Origin of the sequence: Streptomyces sp. NPDC002896 (assembly GCF_040295225.1) — a bacterium.
Classification (GTDB): Bacteria; Actinomycetota; Actinomycetes; order Streptomycetales; family Streptomycetaceae; genus Streptomyces.
Map to the genome: position 1 here is coordinate 141,362 of NZ_JBEOVA010000016.1, position 17,432 is coordinate 158,793.

Below are 17,432 nucleotides of genomic sequence, written 5' to 3' on the forward strand. Positions count from 1 at the left end.
ACTGCGCGGTCAGAGGGCCGTGGAGGGGCGAACCGATTTGATCCGGGGGGTGTGAGCGCCGGTAACCTGAACCAATCGCTATCGCTCTGAAGCACTCCGCTTCATCGCCGTCGTAATGAAGAGAGCACCGTGGCCGCCGACAAGATCGACACCATCGTCAGCCTCAGCAAGCGCCGTGGCTTCGTCTACCCGTGCAGTGAGATCTACGGCGGCCAGCGCGCCGCCTGGGACTACGGGCCGCTGGGCGTCGAGCTGAAGGAGAACATCAAGCGCCAGTGGTGGCGCTACATGGTCACCTCGCGCGAGGACGTCGTCGGTATCGACTCGTCGGTGATCCTTGCGACCGAGGTCTGGCAGGCCTCCGGGCATGTCGCCACGTTCACCGACCCGCTCACCGAGTGCACCTCCTGTCACAAGCGTTACCGCGCGGACCACCTGGAGGAGGCGTACGAGGCGAAGCACGGCCGTCTCCCGGAGAACGGCCTCGCGGACATCAACTGCCCGAACTGCGGCAACAAGGGCCAGTTCACCGAGCCCAAGCAGTTCTCGGGTCTGCTGTCCACGCACCTCGGCCCGACGCAGGACAGCGGCTCCATCGCCTACCTGCGCCCCGAGACCGCGCAGGGCATCTTCACCAACTTCGCTGCCGTCCAGCAGACCTCGCGCCGCAAGCCGCCGTTCGGCATCGCCCAGATGGGCAAGTCGTTCCGCAACGAGATCACGCCGGGCAACTTCATCTTCCGCACCCGCGAGTTCGAGCAGATGGAGATGGAGTTCTTCGTCAAGCCGGGCGAGGACGAGAAGTGGCACGAGTACTGGATGCAGGAGCGCTGGAACTGGTACACGGGCCTCGGCCTGCGCGAGGAGAACATGCGCTGGTACGACCACCCGAAGGAGAAGCTCTCCCACTACTCCAAGCGCACCGCTGACATCGAGTACCGCTTCCAGTTCGGCGGCAGCGAGTGGGGCGAGCTCGAGGGCGTCGCCAACCGCACCGATTACGACCTGTCGGCGCACTCGGGGGCTTCCGGCCAGGACCTGTCGTACTTCGACCAGGAGGCCGGCGAGCGCTACACGCCGTTCGTCATCGAGCCCGCGGCCGGTGTCGGCCGCACCATGCTCGCCTTCATGCTGGACGCCTACAACGAGGACGAGGCGCCCAACGCCAAGGGCAAGATGGAGAAGCGCACGGTCATGCGCTTCGACCACCGCATCGCCCCGGTGAAGGTCGCGGTGCTCCCGCTGTCGCGGAACCCGGAGCTGTCGCCGAAGGCCAAGGGCCTTGCGCAGACGCTGCGGCAGAACTGGAACATCGAGTTCGACGACGCCGGCGCCATCGGGCGTCGCTACCGTCGCCAGGACGAGATCGGTACGCCGTTCTGTGTGACCGTGGACTTCGACACGCTTGAGGACAACGCCGTTACTGTTCGTGAGCGTGACTCGATGAAGCAGGAGCGGGTTTCTCTCGACCAGATCGAGGGGTATCTGGCCAGCCGACTGATCGGCTGCTAGGCGCTGCGCTGTGCTTGTACGGTGCCGGGTTCCTGAATGGGGCCCGGCACCGTCGTATGCCTGGGCCCACCCCCATTTGAAGCGCACCCGCCGTCGTGGGTTGTGCCCACCTTCCCCCAAGCTCTCGGCTTCGCTGCAGGGGGACCCCCATCGCCCTGCGGAACGATTGCCCACAACGGCGGAAGTGGTCCTGTTCGTCTTCGTGTTCGGGCACACTGGGCGCGACGTATCCAGGGCCGGGAGGCATGATGCCGTCGATGACCACCAGCAAGGTCAGCAGATGGGACCAGCACGGGCGGGAGCACATCGTCCGGGTGCGGCGGGCGGGGGTCCAGCGCTCGCTCGTCTGTGACACCTGTGGCTGGCGCAAGGGTGCCCAGTTCCTGCCCTGGCTCAAGGCGCAGGAGCATCTGGCGGAGGCGCACCAGGCGACCTTGGATCCGTCGGCCGAGGCGTAGCGGCCGTAGCAGGCCCGGGCGATCGAGGTCTGGCGGTCAGCCGGCGGAACCGTGGGTGTCGGCGCCCAGCCCGCGCAGCACGAGCTCGAGCACGGACGTGAAGGCGTCCTCGATGCCGGGGCGCGACCACTCCGGCGCGTACGCCGGGTCGTGGAAGCGGCCCGTCGCGTCGAACACCGCACGGGCCGTCGCGGTGGCATCCGAGTCCCCGGCCGTGAACTCGCCCCGCTGGACGCCCTCTTCGACGATATGGGTGAGCTGGCCCACGAGATCGGCGATGTGCTGCTCGATGACGGTGCTGTTCTCATCGAGCAGCACCTCATACGTGGCGAACAGCTCGGGATCGCCGCCCGCCTTGTGCCGCTTCGCCGCGAACAGCTCGGCCAGCCACTGCCTCAGCACCTTCGGTGTCGGTTCGCCCTCGGCCTGGGCGATCTGCTGCAGCGTCTCGGTCGTGCGGTCCAGCCAGCGCTTCGTCACCGCCTCCCGCAGCTCCGCCTTCGTACGGAAATGGCGGTACACGCTGCCGTGGCTGACGCCGAGTGCGCGGGCCACGTCGACCACGGTGGCCTTTGCCGGGCCGTGGCGGCGCAGCACCTCCTCGGTCGCTTCGAGGATGCGCTCGGCGGTCAGGGGCTCGGGTGCCATGGGCTTGACCGTACCGGTCGTGGATCAGTGCTCGCTGTCGAGGTGTCCCATCTGTGCCGAGGGGTAGCGGTCGCCCGCGGCGGATCCGGCCGGCACGGCCTCCTCGATCGCCCTCAGGTCGGCCTCGTCGAGGACGGCGTTCAGGGCGCCGAGCGCCTCCGTCAGCCGTGTGCGGCTGCGGGCGCCGATGAGCGGCACGATGTCGGCGTTGTGCCGGCCGGCCTGGGCCAGCACCCAGGCGATCGCCGTCTGGGCGACCGATATGCCCTTCTGTTCGGCGACCTTTCGCAGGGCGTCGACGAGGTCGAGGTTGTGCTGCAGGTTCTCGCCCTGGAAGCGGGGGCTCATCCCGCGGAAGTCGTTCGCGGCCAGCTGCCGGTCCCGGGTGAAGTGGCCGGAGATCAGACCGCGGGACAGCACGCCGTACGCCGTGATGCCGACGCCCAGTTCGCGGGCCGTGGGGAGGATCTCCGCCTCGATGCCGCGGGAGATCAGCGAGTACTCGATCTGGAGGTCGGAGATGGGAGCCGTGGCGACGGCCCGGCGGATGGTGTGGGCGCCCGCCTCCGAGAGGCCGATGTGCCGGACGTGTCCCGCCTCGACCAGTTCGGCTATGGCGCCGACCGTCTCCTCGATCGGCACCTCGGGGTCCACTCGCGCGATCCGGTAGATGTCGATGTGGGCGACGCCGAGCCGCTGCAGTGAGTACGCCGCGAAGTTCTTCACCGCGGCCGGACGGCCGTCGTATCCGGACCAGCGGCCGTCCGGGTCGCGCAGTGCGCCGAACTTCACGCTGGTGAGGGCCTGTTCGCGCAGGGAGGCGGGGGCGGTGCGCAGGGCTTCGTTGATCAGCAGTTCGTTGTGGCCCATGCCGTAGAAGTCGCCCGTGTCGAGCAGGGTGATGCCCGCTTCGAGAGCGGCATGGATGGTGGCGATCGACTCGGCCCGGTCCGCATCGCCGTACAGCGCGGACATGCCCATGCAGCCGAGGCCGAGAGCGGAGGTGCGCGGGCCCGTGGACCCGAGGGTGCGCGTTTGCATGGTGGCTCCATGGCTCATTCGCTGGGAAAAGCAGGACACCCCCACCATGGCATGACAGCTGACAGATTTCAATATCTGTCAGCTGTCATTTCGGTGTCCTGTCACCCGATCACGCGCGGCAGCCGCAGGCTCAGCCCCGTCGTCAGGGCCACCCCCGCCAGCTGCACCAGCAGCGTCACCATCAGCGCGTCCCGCATGCCCATGCCCGGCACCAGTGACACGAACAGCGTGCCGAGCGTTGCGACGCCCAGAGCCAGGGCCGACTGCTGGGTGGTGATCATGACGCCGCTGCCCACGCCCGCGCGGGCCGCCGGGACCTCGGAGAGGACGATCCGGAAGAGGAGCGGAAGCTGCATCGCCTGGCCCATGCCCGCCACCGCCGCGCCCGGCATGAGCTCCACGAAGCCCAGGTGCGGCCAGCTCCGCCACGCCGCGAGGACGATCAGCGCGAGGCCGACCGCCTGGATCAGCCCGCCCGCGGTCACCACGCGTGTCCCGTACCGGGCGACGAGCCGCGGTCCCGCAAGCGATGTCAGGAAGAAGACGACCGCCATCGGCGTCAGCGCGAGCCCCGCCGCCACCGGGTCGAGCCGCGCACCCTGCTGCAGCGACACCGCGATGACGAACATGAATCCGCTGAACCCGATCGAGAACGGCACGATCATCACCAGGCCGCGCCGCAGCGACACCAGCCCGAACAGGCTCGGCGGCACCAGCGGCGTACGCCCCTTTCGCTCCGCGCCGCGCTCCACCCGGTAGAACGCGATCGCCGCGAACGGGAAGACGGCCAGCGACACCCAGGTCCACAGCGGCCACCCGGCCGCGCGCCCCTCGGTCAGCGGCGCGAGCAGCGTCAGCAGGGACACGGCCAGCAGTGCGGTGCCCGGTCCGTCGATCGGTTCCGGGTGCTGGGAGCGGGTCTCCGGTACGACGCGTGCCGCGAGCGGAAGACCGGCCAGTACGACCGGGACGTTCACCAGGAAGACCGACCGCCAGCCCGAGCCCGCGATGTCGGCGGATACCAGGACGCCGCCGAGGATCTGCCCGGCGATCATGGACAGGCCCGCGGTGGCGCCGTACAGGCTCATCGCCCGTGCGCGCCGCTGCCCGGCCGTCGCCGCCTGGATCGTTGCCAGCACCTGCGGCAGCATCAGCGCGGCCGAGGCGCCCTGTGCCGCCCGTGCCAGGACCAGGGTCCAGGCGTCCGGGGCGAGACCGCACGCCAGCGAGGTGAGACCGAAGGCCGCCATGCCGCCGATGAAGAGCCTGCGCCGGCCGAACATGTCGCCGAGCCGGCCGCCGAGGACCAGCAGCACGGCGTACGCGACGCCGTATCCGGCGACGACCAGCTCCAGTACCGACTCGCTCGCGGCCAGGTCGTGGCCGATCGTCGGCAGGGCGACGTTGACGATGAAGAAGTCGATGAGGGGGAGTGCCGCACCGAGCAGGACGGTGAAGAGGCCGAGTCCGTCGAGCGCAGGCGGCGCGGCGGTCGGGGAGCGGACTGCGGTTGCCAGGGTTGTTGTTCCGGATTCGCTCACGTACGTCAGCCTGGTCCGGAACTCAGACTGGTACCAGAGTCTCTTTATCCTGGTAGAAGGAGTACCTGGAAACAGGCTCGGCGGTTCGGCAGGCTGGAGGCATGACGACCATGACGCCACAGATGATGACGCCGCAGGCGAGGGAGCGGGAGTCCCTGGTGGCGGCCACGGAGACCGCGGCCGGCACGGAGGCCGTGGAGTCCGCGGAGCCCCTGGAGTCCGCAGAGGTCGCGGAGGGAGCGGCCGAGGTGCGGCGGCACGAGCTCGCCGCGTTCCTGCGCAGCCGCCGTGAGCGCATCACACCCGAGCAGGTCGGGCTTGCGCGCGGACGCCGCCGGCGCACCCCAGGCCTGCGACGCGAGGAGGTAGCGCAGCTCTCCGCGGTCGGCGTCACCTGGTACACCTGGCTCGAACAGGCCCGGGACATCCAGGTGTCCGGCCAGGTCCTCGACGCGCTGGCCCGCACCCTGCTGCTGGATCCCAGCGAGCGCGCCCACCTCTTCAAGCTGGCGGGCGCCGCCGACCCCGCGCCCGGCACGCCCTGCCCGTCGATCACCCCGGCGCTGCGCCAGGTGCTGGAGCAGCTGGAGCCGCTGCCGGCCTGCATTCAGAACAGCCGGTACGACATCCTCGCGTACAACCGCACGTACGGGCGGCTGCTGTGCAACCTCGACACGATCCCGTCCGAGGACCGCAACGGCATGATCCTCGCGTTCACCAACGCGGAGTGGCGGTCGTCGATCGTGCTGCTCGACGAGACGATGCGGCTGATGGCCGCCAAGTTCCGGGCGGCGATGGCCGGGCATCTCGCCGAGCCCGCCTGGAAGATGCTGCTCAAGCGGCTGGAGTCGGAGTCGCCGGAGTTCCGCGAGGCGTGGGAGCGGCACGAGGTGCTGGGGGCGCAGAGCAAGACCAAGCAGTTCCGCAACGCCGACGTCGGGCTGCTCACCCTGGACCACACCGACCTCTGGCTGGGCCCCGCGCACGGCCCGCGCCTGGTGACGTACGCGCCGACGGACGCCGAGTCGCGCGAGCGGCTGGAGAAGCTGCACGCGCTGGCGCTCGCCGACGGGCAGGACGCGGACGCTGGTTATGCGCGGTCTGGGACCCCCGCCGCCTGCTGAATCTCCGCCGTCTCCAGGCGCTCCGCCGTGCGCCGGGCCGTACGACGTGCCCATGCGCCGCTCGTCAGGGCGCCCACGACGAGGACGGCCAGGCCGCAGGCCGTGATGATCCACCAGGCGGGGCTCGCGGCGGCGACGAAGCTGTCGCGGTACGCGGAGCCCCGCACGCCCGATGCCAGCACCGCGCCGATCACCGCCACGCCGAGCGTCGCGCCGATCTGCCGGCTGGTGGAGGCCACCGCGGCGGCGACGCCGGCCTGCGCGCGCGGCATCCCGGCGACCGCGGTGTTGGTGATCGGCGCGTTCACGAAGCCGAAGCCGACGCCGAACAGGACATAGCCGATCAGGAGCGTGGAGTTCGCCGTCTCCGCTTCGAACGCCGCGAAGAGAAGGCCGCTCGCCGTTATCGTCACGCCCGCGACCAGCAGCGAAAGCCGCGGCCCACGGCTGCCGACCAGCCGCCCGGATAGCGGGGCGCACACGAAGCACATCGCTGCCATGGGCAGCATCCACAGACCGGCGTGGAGGGCGTCCAGGCCGCGTACGTTCTGGAGGTAGAGCGTGGACAGGAAGAGAAAGCCGCCGAGTGCGGCGAACGCGCTCACGGCGATCCCGACGGCCCCGCTGAACGGAGCGCTGCGGAAGAACCGCAGGTCGATGAGCGGTTCGTCGCGCCGCGGCTCGTAGGCAAGCAGCCCGACGAGCGCGCACAGCGCGACCGCGGCGCAGGCCAGGATGAGCGGCGAGGTGAGCCCCGCGGCGGGCGCCTCGATGATCGCGTATGTGAGGCTGCCGAGCAGTGCGATCACCAGCAGCTGCCCGACGGGGTCGGGGCGGCGGGGCTTCGGCGCACGGGACTCTGGGACGTACCGCGCGGTCAGCAGGAATGCGGCGAGGCCGACCGGCACGTTCACCCAGAAGATGGAGCGCCAGCCGACCGACTCCACCAGAAGGCCGCCGACCAGCGGTCCGGCCGCCATCGATATGCCGACGACAGCGCCCCAGACGCCGATGGCGCGGGCGCGCTCGCGCGGCTCGGTGAAGGTGTTCGTGATGATCGACATGGCGACCGGGTTGAGCATCGAACCGCCGACGGCTTGCACCATCCGGAAGACGACGAGGAGGTCGAGGCTGGGCGCGAGCGAGCAGAGCGCCGAGCCGATGGTGAAGACGACAAGACCGGTCTGGAAGACCCGGCGGCGGCCGATGCGGTCGGCGGTCGAACCCGCGAGCATCAGCAGCGACGCCAGCACCAGCGTGTATGCGTCGATGGTCCACTGCAGTCCCGCGACGCTCGCGTCGAAGTCTCTCTGCAGGGACGGCAGGGCGACGTTCAGGACGGTGTTGTCGAGGCTGACCATCAGCAGGCTCAGACAGCAGATGGTCAGGACGAGCATCCGTTGGCGATGGCTCAGCTCGGGCATGCCGTAAAGGTACTCCTGTAGTACGCCTAACTAAAAACTTTCGTCCGACGCGGGACGAGTGGGCGACAATGAGGAAATGCCCACGCCGTCCACCGCACAGTCCGCCATGACCGCCTCCACGCTCTCGATCGGTCCGCACACGGTGCAGCCGCCCGTCGTGCTCGCTCCCATGGCGGGTATCACGAATGCACCGTTCCGCACCCTCTGCCGTGAGTTCAGCGGAGGCAAGGGCCTGTTCGTGAGCGAGATGATCACGACGCGGGCGCTGGTCGAGCGCAACGAGAAGACCATGCAGCTGATCCACTTCGACGCGAGCGAGACCCCGCGGTCGATCCAGCTGTACGGCGTGGACCCGGCGACCGTCGGCAAGGCCGTCCGCATGATCGTCGAAGAGGACCTGGCCGACCACATCGACCTCAACTTCGGCTGCCCCGTACCCAAGGTGACCCGCAAGGGCGGCGGTTCCGCCCTGCCGTACAAGCGGAACCTGCTGCGGGCCATCCTGCGCGAGGCGGTCGGCGGGGCCGGCGACCTGCCCGTGACAATGAAGATGCGCAAGGGCATCGATGACGACCACATCACCTACCTGGACGCGGGGCGTATCGCCGTCGAGGAGGGCGTGACCGCGATCGCCCTCCACGGGCGGACGACCGCCCAGCACTACGGCGGCACCGCCGACTGGGACTCCATCGCGCGGCTGAAGGAGCATGTGCCGGAGATCCCCGTCCTCGGCAACGGCGACATCTGGTCCGCCGAGGACGCGCTGCGGATGATGCGCGAGACCGGGTGCGACGGCGTGGTCGTCGGGCGCGGGTGCCTCGGGCGGCCGTGGCTGTTCGGGGACCTGGTCGCCGCCTTCGAGGGGCGCGAGGATCTTGCCCGCCCCACTCTTCGCGAGGTCGCGGCCGTCATGGTGCGGCACGCGACGCTGCTCGGCGAGTGGCTCGGTGACGAGCCGCGCGGTGTCATCGACTTCCGCAAGCACGTCGCCTGGTATCTCAAGGGCTTCTCGGTCGGCTCCGAGATGCGCAAGCGCCTCGCGGTCGCCTCGTCGCTCGCCGATCTCGAGGCGGGGCTCTCCGAATTGGATCTCGACCAGGAGTGGCCCGCGGGGGCGGATGGGCCCCGGGGGCGTACGTCCGGGAAGAACCGGGTGGCGCTGCCGGACGGATGGCTGGCCGACCCCTATGACTGTGCCGGGGTGGGCGAAGAGGCGGAGCTTGACACCTCCGGGGGCTGACGCGGCCCGACTCCCCGCCTATCCTCTGGCCATGGTGAACGGGGGGCGGCGCCGGCCCACTAGGAAGCAGCTGGCTGACTGGGCCGTGGCATGGGGCGTGACGACGATCATGGTCTGGGGCGTCTCCCACGTCATCGACGACGAGCCTGCAAACGTGATCGAGGCCGGGGTGTTCGCCGCCATCGCCATAACGCTCGGCACATGGGGCGAACACCATCGCAAGAGGCGTGCGAACCGGCGCGCAGAGAAGCGCTCAGCTCGGACCTGACGCGCTGCGGACCATCGGCCACCGAGCCCTGGCCCTACGCGCCCCCCACCGCCGTGAGCAGCGCCAACGGCGCCGCAGCCGACCGCGATTCCCGTACGCACGCGTGCGGATACGGAACCGGCGACGGGTGCGTCGTGCGGTCGTAGCCGGCGAGGACCTCCGGGAGGCGGTGGCCGTCGGCCTTCGCCGCGTCGACCAGGGCGTGGGCCACCACCCGCGCCTCGTCGTGCAGGCCGTACCGGGCCAGGCCCAGGGCGATCAGGGCGTTGTCGTGCGGCCAGACCGAGCCCCGGTGGTAGGACAGCGGGTGGTACGCGGGCTGGCCCGCGGCGACCGTGCGGACGCCCCAGCCGGAGAAGAAGTCCGACTCCAGGAGACGGCGGCCGACCAGCTTGCCGTACTCCTTGTCGAGCAGCCCCGACCACAGCAGATGGCCCGCGTCCGACGCGAGCGCGTCGACGTGCCGGCCGTCGCCGTCCAAGGCGAGCGCGGGGAAGTCGTGGTCGGCCATCCAGAAGTCGCGCTGGAAGCGGTCGCGCAGGTCGGCGGCGGCCTGCTCCAGCAGGTCCGCGTACACCTCGTCGCCCCAGACGGTGCGGGAGAGCTGCGCGGTGCGGCGCAGGGCGTCGTACGCGTAGCCCTGGGCGCCCGCGGCCATCACCGGCCCTGTGGCGCGGCTGCCGTCGGCCGAGCAGATGGCGCCGGGTGAGTCCTTCCAGTTCTGGTTGGCGAGGCCGCCCTCGTCCGCGCGGTAGACGAGGTAGCCGCGCGAGGTGAGCCCGCCGTGGTCCAGCATCCAGCCGACCGCCGCGCGCGCGTGCGGCTCGAGGCGGCGGGCCAGGGCCGCGTCGCCCGTCTGCTCGACGTAGGCGCCGAGGAGCACCAGGAACAGCGGGGTCGCGTCGACCGAGCCGTAGTACCGGCCGTACGGAACCTGGCCGAAGTGCGCCAGCTCGCCGTGGCGCACCTCGTGCACGATCTTGCCGGGCTGGGCGACCGTGCCCGCTGATGCCTCCGTGGCCTGCACCGCGGCCAGCGCGGGAAGCGTTGCGGCGGCCAGCTGTGGACGGTAGGGGAGCGCGAAGAGCGAGGTCAGCAGCGCGTCGCGGCCGAGCAGTGTGAGGAACCACGGGACGCCCGCCGCCGGTACGCGCAGTTCCTCGCCGTCGGGCCCGGTCGCCGGGACCTGCAGGACGGCCAGGTCGGAGAGGCCCCGTGCGCAGGCGGCGGCCAGCTCCGGCCAGCCGTCGGGGAGGGCGATGCCGTCGGTGAAATCCCGCTCGATGTCGGCCAGTTGGGAGGCGGCCGCGGACGGGGAGAGCGGCACGCGCGGCTCGGCGGCGCCGTGCGGGCAGGCCGCGACGCGCAGGGTCAGCTCGGCCGTGGCGCCCGGCTCCAGCTCCAGCGTCCAGACGAGGCGCCGGGCGCCGGTCCCGGTCTCCTCGACGCCGTCCGGCGCGGGCTCGGAGGTGACGGTGGTACAGGACCGCCACTCCCCGCGCCGGTAGCTGAACTCGACACCGTCCTCCAGGACCCGCCGGCTGCGGACCGCGCCCGTCTTCGCGTACGTACGGTGGTCCGAGCGCAGCTCGAACTGGTCGGTGAAGTCGGCGTCGACGGTGAGCCCGACGCGGACCGTCGCCGGGACGGGGCGGTTGGAGGCGATGCGCAGCACCTCGACGAACGAGCCGTCCGCGACGGCCTGCTCGCGGAAGAGCGTGTACGCGGGCGGCTCCTGGCGGCCGCCGCGCGGCACGAGCACACAGCGGGCCGTGCCCGCGGCAGCCCCGTCCGCGACGCCCCAGCCGTCCGGTCCGCGCAGCCCGTCCTGCCCGTCCGCGACCGGCGTGAGGACGTCCGGCACGGCCCCGTCGACCGTCAGCTGCCACCGGCTGAGATGCCGAGCGTCGCGCACGAACAGCCCGTCGGGCGAGGTGCTGCCGCGCACCCCGCTGATGTCGCCGCCGTGGCCCACGGCCGCGAACGTCCCGCCGTGCACGAGCAGATGATGCCGGTCCGTCATCGCCGGTCCCCTCCCTTGTCCTTGTCGAAGCGGTCGTGCTTGTCGAGGTCGTCGTGCTTGTCGATGCCGTCGTACCGGCCGAACCCGTCGCACTGGTCGAAGCCGTCGTGGCGGTGGAGCCCGTCGTACCGACCGGACCCGTCGCGCTGGAACCTCCTGGCGCGCGCGTCGCCGTGCAGGAGGTCGAGGGTGAGCGCGGCCGTCCAGCTGAAGCCGTGCGCGCCGCACCCCTCGCCCGTGTACGGATCCACGTACTCCGCGAAGTCCGAGTCGGCCGCCGTCCTCAGCAGCGCCGAGCGCAGCCCGTCCGCGAGCGGGCGCTCGCCGTGCAGCCGAAGGCCCCGCTCAAGCAGCCAGTTGGTGTTGAACCAGGCCGGGCCGCGCCAGTACCGGTGCGGGTCGAAGGCGGGGCCCTTCAGGTCGTAGCTGGGCACCAGGCGGGCGCTGCCGCCGAGCTCGAAGTGCGGCCCGCGCGCGGTGTCCACGAGTGCCCTGGCGACGGGCCGGGGGAGCGCCGGCAGGATCAGCGGCAGCAGCCCCGCGACACTGCGCGCCGGGACGAGCGAGCCCCGGCCGCGGGCGGCGGGATCGCGCAGGTCGCGGCAGAAGAAGAGCCCCTCGGCCGGGTCCCACAGCCGCTCCACGAGCGTGTGCGTCAGCCGCTCCGCGCGCGCGTGCCGCGCGGTTCCGGCCGCTCCCAGCTCGCCGGCGATCCGGGCCAGGGCGTGCTCGGAGGCGATCAGCAGCGCGTTGAACGCCGGGTCCTCGACCGCGAACTCCCCCGCCCCGTCCGCGTACCGCCCGTCGCGGTAGTCGGCCGCCAGGCGCACGTACCGCCCGTAGTCGAGGTCGGTGGGGCGGTCCTCCGCGGCGCCGTGGTCCAGGTCGGCGCGGCGGAAGGTGCGGGTGGACGCGGGCTCCACGCGCGCGAGGGGCGCGTCCCAGGCGGGGCTGTTGTCCATGCCCTGCTCCCAGGGGTGGACGACGGCCGCGAGGCCGTGGCCGCCCAGGTCGCGGCGACGCAGCAGATAGCGGTGCCAGGCCGCGAGCCGCGGATAGAGCCGCGGGAGGAACGAGCGGGCGCGGGAGAGCTCGGGGTCGGCCCGGTGCACCAGCCAGGCGGCCAGGGCGTGCACCGGCGGCTGCACTATGCCGGACGTCTGTACGGTGCGCGGGGCGCCGGCCGCGCTGCCCGCGGTGGAGGAGCGCCAGAAGTCCGGGCTGGGGAAGTAGGCATCCAGGGGGATGGCGGGGTTGAAGACGATGTGCGGGATGCGGCCGTCACTCCACTGGGCGTCCAGGAGCGTCTCCAGCTCCACCTGCGCGCGCAACGGCGACAGATGGCGCAGCCCGATGGCGATGAACGCGGAGTCCCACGACCACTGGTGCGGATACAGGCCGCGCGAGGGCACGGTGGACGTTCCGGTCCAGTTGGCCCCCAGTACCCGGGCGGCGCTGAGGTGCAGCGACCGTGCGGAGTCCGCGGGATTGAATGCAATCGCTCCGGTATGCGCGATCTCACCATGGCTGGGAACAGGGGGTGAGGCGGCGGTGCGCACGGTGCTGCCGTGCCCGCTGCGACGGGCGGTGAGCTGGGTTGTGCGTTCCACGCAGGTCTCCCCGAAGACGTCCGGCCGACCAGTTCGGCAATGGGTACCGTAGGGTTACGTCTATTTAACACGCAAAACCCAATATGTAATGTGGAGTTGCCCAACGCAAGAGGGTTCAGAAGGAGGAAACATGGCCGGGGGCCAGGCGAGCGCCGGAGATCTGCTGCACCTGGTGCGCAGTGGACGGGCGACGACTCGTGGTGCGCTGCAGCAGGTGACGGGGTTGTCCCGGGCCACGGTCGGCCAGCGGCTCGACCGGCTCTTCAGGGCGGGCTGGCTGCGCGAGGGCGAGGCCGGCCCTCTCGACAAGTCGGCCTCGCCGCTCGGCGGGCGTCCCTCCATCCGGCTCGAGTTCGACGACGCCCACGCGGTGGTGCTCGCCGCCGACCTCGACACCCGCCACGCGCGCGTGGCGCTGCTCTCCCTCGCCGGCGAGGTACGCGCCGAGCACACGGGCCCGCTGCTCGTCGACGAGGGTCCGGAAGCGGTCCTCGCCGAACTCGGCGGCTGGTTCGCCGACTTGCTGAAGCAGACCGGCACCCACGCCGACCGCGTGTGCGGCATAGGCCTCGCCGTGCCCGGACCGGTGGACAGCGACACCGGCCGCGTCGTGCAGCCGCCGATCATGCCGGGCTGGGACGGCTACGACATACGGGGGCGGCTGCGCCGCGCCTTCGCCGAGCACGCGGGCGGTCCGGCCGACGTGCCGGTGCTCGTCGACAACGACGCGAACCTCATGGCGTACGGCGAACAGCGCACCGGATACCCGGACTGCTCGGCCTTCGCGCTCGTCAAGGTCTCCACCGGCATCGGCGCGGGCGTCGTCGTCGACGGGGCGATCTACCGGGGCATCGACGGGGGCGCCGGGGACATCGGGCACATACGGGTACCGGAGGGCGCTGACGCGCTGTGCAAGTGCGGCTCGTACGGCTGTCTGGCCGCCGTGGCCAGCGGGCGCGCCGTCGCGCAGCGGCTGACCGAGGGGAGTGTGCCGGCGGCGTCCGGCTCGGACGTGCGGGAGCTGCTGGCGGCCGGGCATCCGGAGGCGGTGCGGCTGGCGCGCGATGCGGGCCGCCAGGTCGGCGAGGTGCTGGCCACCGTGGTCACGCTGCTCAACCCCGGCGTGCTGATGATCGCGGGCGACCTGGCCGGAACCCCGTTCCTGACCGGTGTCCGCGAGCTGCTGTACCAGCGGGCGTTGCCGCGCTCGACGGCCCGCCTGGACGTGGTCACCTCGCGGCTCGGCGAGCGGGCGGGGCTCATCGGAGCGGGGGCGCTGGTCGTGGAGCATCTGTACGCGCCGGAGCGCGTGGAGGAGCGGTTGCTGGCCATGGGCCTGTGACGGTCTGCGCACCGGGACCGTGTCCCGCCCCATCCGCGCACCGGAAGGGGTTCCGCCCCCGTCCGGATAGTGAAATCCAGTCCCCGTCTGTAGCGTGATTCTCGCCACCCTTGATAGCTGGTGCGCTCAGATGAGCGGATCTTGGGCGGCTGCACTTCTCCAAATGGTGGCACTGAGTGCCATCGATCTTGACTTCAAGAAGTGGAAGCAGGTGTGATAACAGGCGCTCGAATGAGCGCAATGAGGCATCTACGGGCGTTGATTCTTTCAAGATCTGAAAACATCGACACCCAAACTTGAACGGCCCCATCACTTTCGATCTGCTGGCGGACGGGTGGTTACAGCCGTATGACGCGCAAGTGGACGTACCGAGGTGCCTTCGATCTGGGTATGTTCCTCGCCGTCAGGGCAGCCACCGCGTCCTCGAGGAGTCGAGTCCCGTGTCGGAAAACAAAGATCCCCACGTACCTCAGGGCGTGAAGTTCGTTTACGACTTCACCGAGGGCAACAAGGACCTCAAGGATCTGCTCGGCGGGAAGGGTGCGAACCTCGCCGAGATGACCAACCTCGGTCTTCCGGTCCCTCCGGGCTTCACCATCACCACCGAGGCCTGCAAGGTCTACCTCGACAGCGGCGAGGAGCCGGCGGCACTGCGTGACGAGGTGAGTGCGCACCTCGACGCCCTCGAGCAGAAGATGGGCAAGAAGCTCGGTCAGGCCGACAACCCGCTGCTCGTCTCGGTCCGCTCGGGCGCCAAGTTCTCCATGCCCGGCATGATGGACACCGTCCTCAACATCGGGCTCTCCGACAAGTCCGTGACGGGCCTCGCGGCCCAGGCCGGCGACGAGCGGTTCGCCTGGGACTCGTACCGCCGCCTCATCCAGATGTTCGGCAAGACCGTGCTCGGCGTCGACGGCGAACTCTTCGAGGAGGCGCTGGAGAAGGCCAAGCAGGCGAAGAAGGTCACGGTCGACACCGACCTCGAGGCCGCCGACCTGAAGAAGCTGGTCACGAAGTTCAAGCGGATCGTCAAGACCGAGGCAGGGCGCGACTTCCCGCAGGACCCGCGCGAGCAGATGGACCTCGCCATCCACGCGGTCTTCGACTCGTGGAACACCGACCGCGCCAAGCTCTACCGCCGCCAGGAGCGCATCCCGCACGACCTCGGCACCGCCGTCAACGTCTGTTCGATGGTCTTCGGCAACCTCGGCCCCGACTCCGGCACGGGCGTCGCCTTCACGCGTGACCCGGCCAGCGGCCACCAGGGCGTGTACGGCGACTACCTGCAGAACGCGCAGGGCGAGGACGTCGTCGCGGGCATCCGCAACACCGTGCCGCTCGCCGAGCTGGAGCAGATCGACAAGAAGTCGTACGACCAGCTCATGCAGATCATGGAGACCCTGGAGAACCACTACAAGGATCTCTGCGACATCGAGTTCACCATCGAGCGCGGGCAGCTGTGGATGCTGCAGACCCGCGTCGGCAAGCGCACCGCGGCCGCGGCCTTCCGTATCGCGACGCAGCTCGTCGACCAGGGCCTCATCGACGAGGCCGAGGCGCTGCAGCGCGTCAATGGCGCGCAGCTCGCGCAGCTGATGTTCCCGCGCTTCGACGAGTCCGCCAAGGTCGAGAAGGTCGGCCGCGGTATCGCGGCGTCCCCGGGCGCGGCGGTCGGCAAGGCGGTCTTCGACTCGTACACGGCCGTCAAGTGGTCGCGGTCCGGCGAGAAGGTCATCCTGATCCGCCGCGAGACCAACCCCGACGACCTCGACGGCATGATCGCGGCCGAGGGCATCCTGACCTCCCGCGGCGGCAAGACCTCGCACGCCGCCGTCGTCGCGCGCGGCATGGGCAAGACCTGTGTGTGCGGCGCCGAGGAGCTCGAGGTCGACACCAAGCGGCGCCGGATGACCACGTCCGACGGCACGGTGGTCGAGGAGGGCGACGTCGTCTCCATCGACGGCTCGACCGGCAAGGTCTACCTCGGTGAGGTGCCCGTCGTCCCGTCCCCGGTCGTCGAGTACTTCGAGGGCCGCATGCACGCGGGCGCCGACGACGCCGACGAGCTGGTCGCCGCCGTGCACCGGATCATGGCCTACGCGGACCGGGTGCGCCGGCTGCGCGTCCGCGCCAACGCCGACAACGCCGAGGACGCCCTGCGGGCGCGGCGGTTCGGCGCCCAGGGCATCGGCCTGTGCCGCACCGAGCACATGTTCCTCGGCGAGCGGCGCGAGTACGTCGAGCGGCTCATCCTCGCCGACACCGACGAAGAGCGCGAGGACTCGCTCAAGGCCCTTCTGCCGCTCCAGCGGCAGGACTTCGTCGAGCTCTTCGAGGCGATGGACGGCCTGCCCGTCACCGTCCGCCTCCTCGACCCGCCGCTGCACGAGTTCCTGCCCGACATCACCGAGTTGTCGGTCCGCGTGGCGCTCGCCGAGTCCCGCAAGGACGCCAACGAGAACGACCTGCGGCTGCTGCAGGCCGTGCACCGGCTGCACGAGCAGAACCCGATGCTGGGCCTGCGCGGCGTACGCCTCGGCCTGGTCATCCCCGGCCTGTTCACCATGCAGGTACGGGCGATCGCCGAGGCCGCGGCCGAGCGCAAGAACGCCAAGGGCGACCCGCGCGCCGAGATCATGATCCCGCTCGTCGGCACCGTCCAGGAGCTGGAGATCGTCCGCGACGAGGCCGAGCAGGTCATCGCCGAGGTCCAGGCCGCTACCGGCATCGAGCTGAAGCTCGCGCTCGGCACGATGATCGAGCTGCCGCGGGCCGCGCTCACGGCCGGTCAGATCGCCGAGGCCGCTGAGTTCTTCTCCTTCGGCACGAACGACCTGACGCAGACTGTCTGGGGCTTCAGCCGCGACGACGTCGAGGCCTCGTTCTTCACGGCCTACCTGGAGAAGGGCATCTTCGGGGTCTCCCCGTTCGAGACCATCGACAAGGACGGCGTGGGCTCGCTCGTACGGAACGCCGTGAAGGCAGGCCGCGAGACCCGTCCCGACCTGAAGCTCGGCGTCTGCGGTGAGCACGGCGGCGACCCGGAGTCCGTCCACTTCTTCCACGAGGTGGGCCTGGACTACGTCTCCTGCTCGCCGTTCCGGATCCCGGTGGCGCGCCTGGAGGCGGGGCGCGCGGCATCCACGGCGAAGGGCAGCGACAACCGCTGATTCATTGGTGGTCGGCGACGGTTCGCCGACC

At 70.6% G+C, this 17,432-nt stretch carries 13 protein-coding genes; 7 read left to right on the forward strand and 6 right to left on the reverse strand.

Annotated features, from left to right (window positions below):
• Window positions 1–129: 129 nt before the first annotated feature.
• Together ABT009_RS28095 and ABT009_RS28100 are read left to right on the forward strand one after the other, a co-directional pair.
• On the forward strand, window positions 130–1,512 hold the full coding sequence (locus ABT009_RS28095; protein ID WP_351300645.1) for a glycine--tRNA ligase: 1,383 nt from the start codon (window positions 130–132) through the stop codon (window positions 1,510–1,512).
• A gap of 248 nt (window positions 1,513–1,760) precedes the next feature.
• Window positions 1,761–1,970, forward strand: coding sequence for a hypothetical protein (locus tag ABT009_RS28100; RefSeq protein WP_351300798.1), 210 nt, complete (start codon window positions 1,761–1,763; stop codon window positions 1,968–1,970).
• A 36-nt stretch (window positions 1,971–2,006) separates the two neighbouring features.
• Here the strand turns inward: ABT009_RS28100 and ABT009_RS28105 are convergent, their stop codons facing one another.
• From ABT009_RS28105 to ABT009_RS28115, 3 genes are all read right to left on the reverse strand, one after another.
• The gene (locus ABT009_RS28105; protein WP_351300648.1) at window positions 2,007–2,618 is read right to left on the reverse strand and encodes a TetR/AcrR family transcriptional regulator; all 612 of its coding nucleotides are present in this window, start codon (window positions 2,616–2,618) and stop codon (window positions 2,007–2,009) included.
• A gap of 24 nt (window positions 2,619–2,642) precedes the next feature.
• Window positions 2,643–3,659 (reverse strand): aldo/keto reductase, encoded by a 1,017-nt coding sequence (locus ABT009_RS28110; RefSeq protein WP_351300651.1) that lies wholly within the window; start codon window positions 3,657–3,659, stop codon window positions 2,643–2,645.
• 101 nt (window positions 3,660–3,760) lie between these two features.
• Entirely contained in the window at window positions 3,761–5,200 is a 1,440-nt protein-coding gene (locus ABT009_RS28115; protein WP_351300653.1) for an MFS transporter, read from the reverse strand.
• 110 nt (window positions 5,201–5,310) lie between these two features.
• Between ABT009_RS28115 and ABT009_RS28120 the strand changes: the two genes are divergently transcribed.
• Window positions 5,311–6,324 (forward strand): helix-turn-helix transcriptional regulator, encoded by a 1,014-nt coding sequence (locus ABT009_RS28120; protein ID WP_502989974.1) that lies wholly within the window; start codon window positions 5,311–5,313, stop codon window positions 6,322–6,324.
• Here the strand turns inward: ABT009_RS28120 and ABT009_RS28125 are convergent.
• Entirely contained in the window at window positions 6,291–7,748 is a 1,458-nt protein-coding gene (locus ABT009_RS28125; RefSeq protein ID WP_351300657.1) for an MFS transporter, read from the reverse strand. The two genes, ABT009_RS28120 and ABT009_RS28125, sit on opposite strands and share 34 nt — an antisense overlap.
• Window positions 7,749–7,824: 76 nt before the next feature.
• Here ABT009_RS28125 and dusB point away from each other — a divergent pair, with 76 nt between their 5' ends.
• A complete protein-coding gene (dusB, locus tag ABT009_RS28130; protein ID WP_351300660.1) occupies window positions 7,825–8,988 on the forward strand; it encodes a tRNA dihydrouridine synthase DusB in 1,164 nt (387 codons plus the stop codon).
• 31 nt (window positions 8,989–9,019) lie between these two features.
• Window positions 9,020–9,256 (forward strand): hypothetical protein, encoded by a 237-nt coding sequence (locus ABT009_RS28135; protein ID WP_351300663.1) that lies wholly within the window; start codon window positions 9,020–9,022, stop codon window positions 9,254–9,256.
• 34 nt (window positions 9,257–9,290) lie between these two features.
• Here ABT009_RS28135 and ABT009_RS28140 read toward each other — a convergent pair whose 3' ends face one another.
• A complete protein-coding gene (locus tag ABT009_RS28140) occupies window positions 9,291–11,279 on the reverse strand; it encodes an amylo-alpha-1,6-glucosidase (RefSeq protein WP_351300665.1) in 1,989 nt (662 codons plus the stop codon).
• Window positions 11,276–12,889, reverse strand: a complete 1,614-nt coding sequence (locus ABT009_RS28145; protein ID WP_351300667.1) for an MGH1-like glycoside hydrolase domain-containing protein — start codon at window positions 12,887–12,889, stop codon at window positions 11,276–11,278. The genes ABT009_RS28140 and ABT009_RS28145 overlap by 4 nt, the downstream gene beginning before the upstream one ends.
• A 130-nt stretch (window positions 12,890–13,019) precedes the next feature.
• On the opposite strand from ABT009_RS28145, the gene ABT009_RS28150 reads away from it, so the two are divergent.
• Together ABT009_RS28150 and ppdK are read left to right on the forward strand one after the other, a co-directional pair.
• Window positions 13,020–14,231 carry an ROK family protein gene (locus ABT009_RS28150; protein ID WP_351300670.1) on the forward strand — a complete coding sequence of 404 codons (1,212 nt, stop codon included), beginning with the start codon at window positions 13,020–13,022 and terminating at the stop codon, window positions 14,229–14,231.
• Window positions 14,232–14,671: 440 nt separating this feature from the next.
• A complete protein-coding gene (ppdK, locus tag ABT009_RS28155) occupies window positions 14,672–17,401 on the forward strand; it encodes a pyruvate, phosphate dikinase (RefSeq protein ID WP_351300672.1) in 2,730 nt (909 codons plus the stop codon).
• Window positions 17,402–17,432 lie beyond the last annotated feature (31 nt).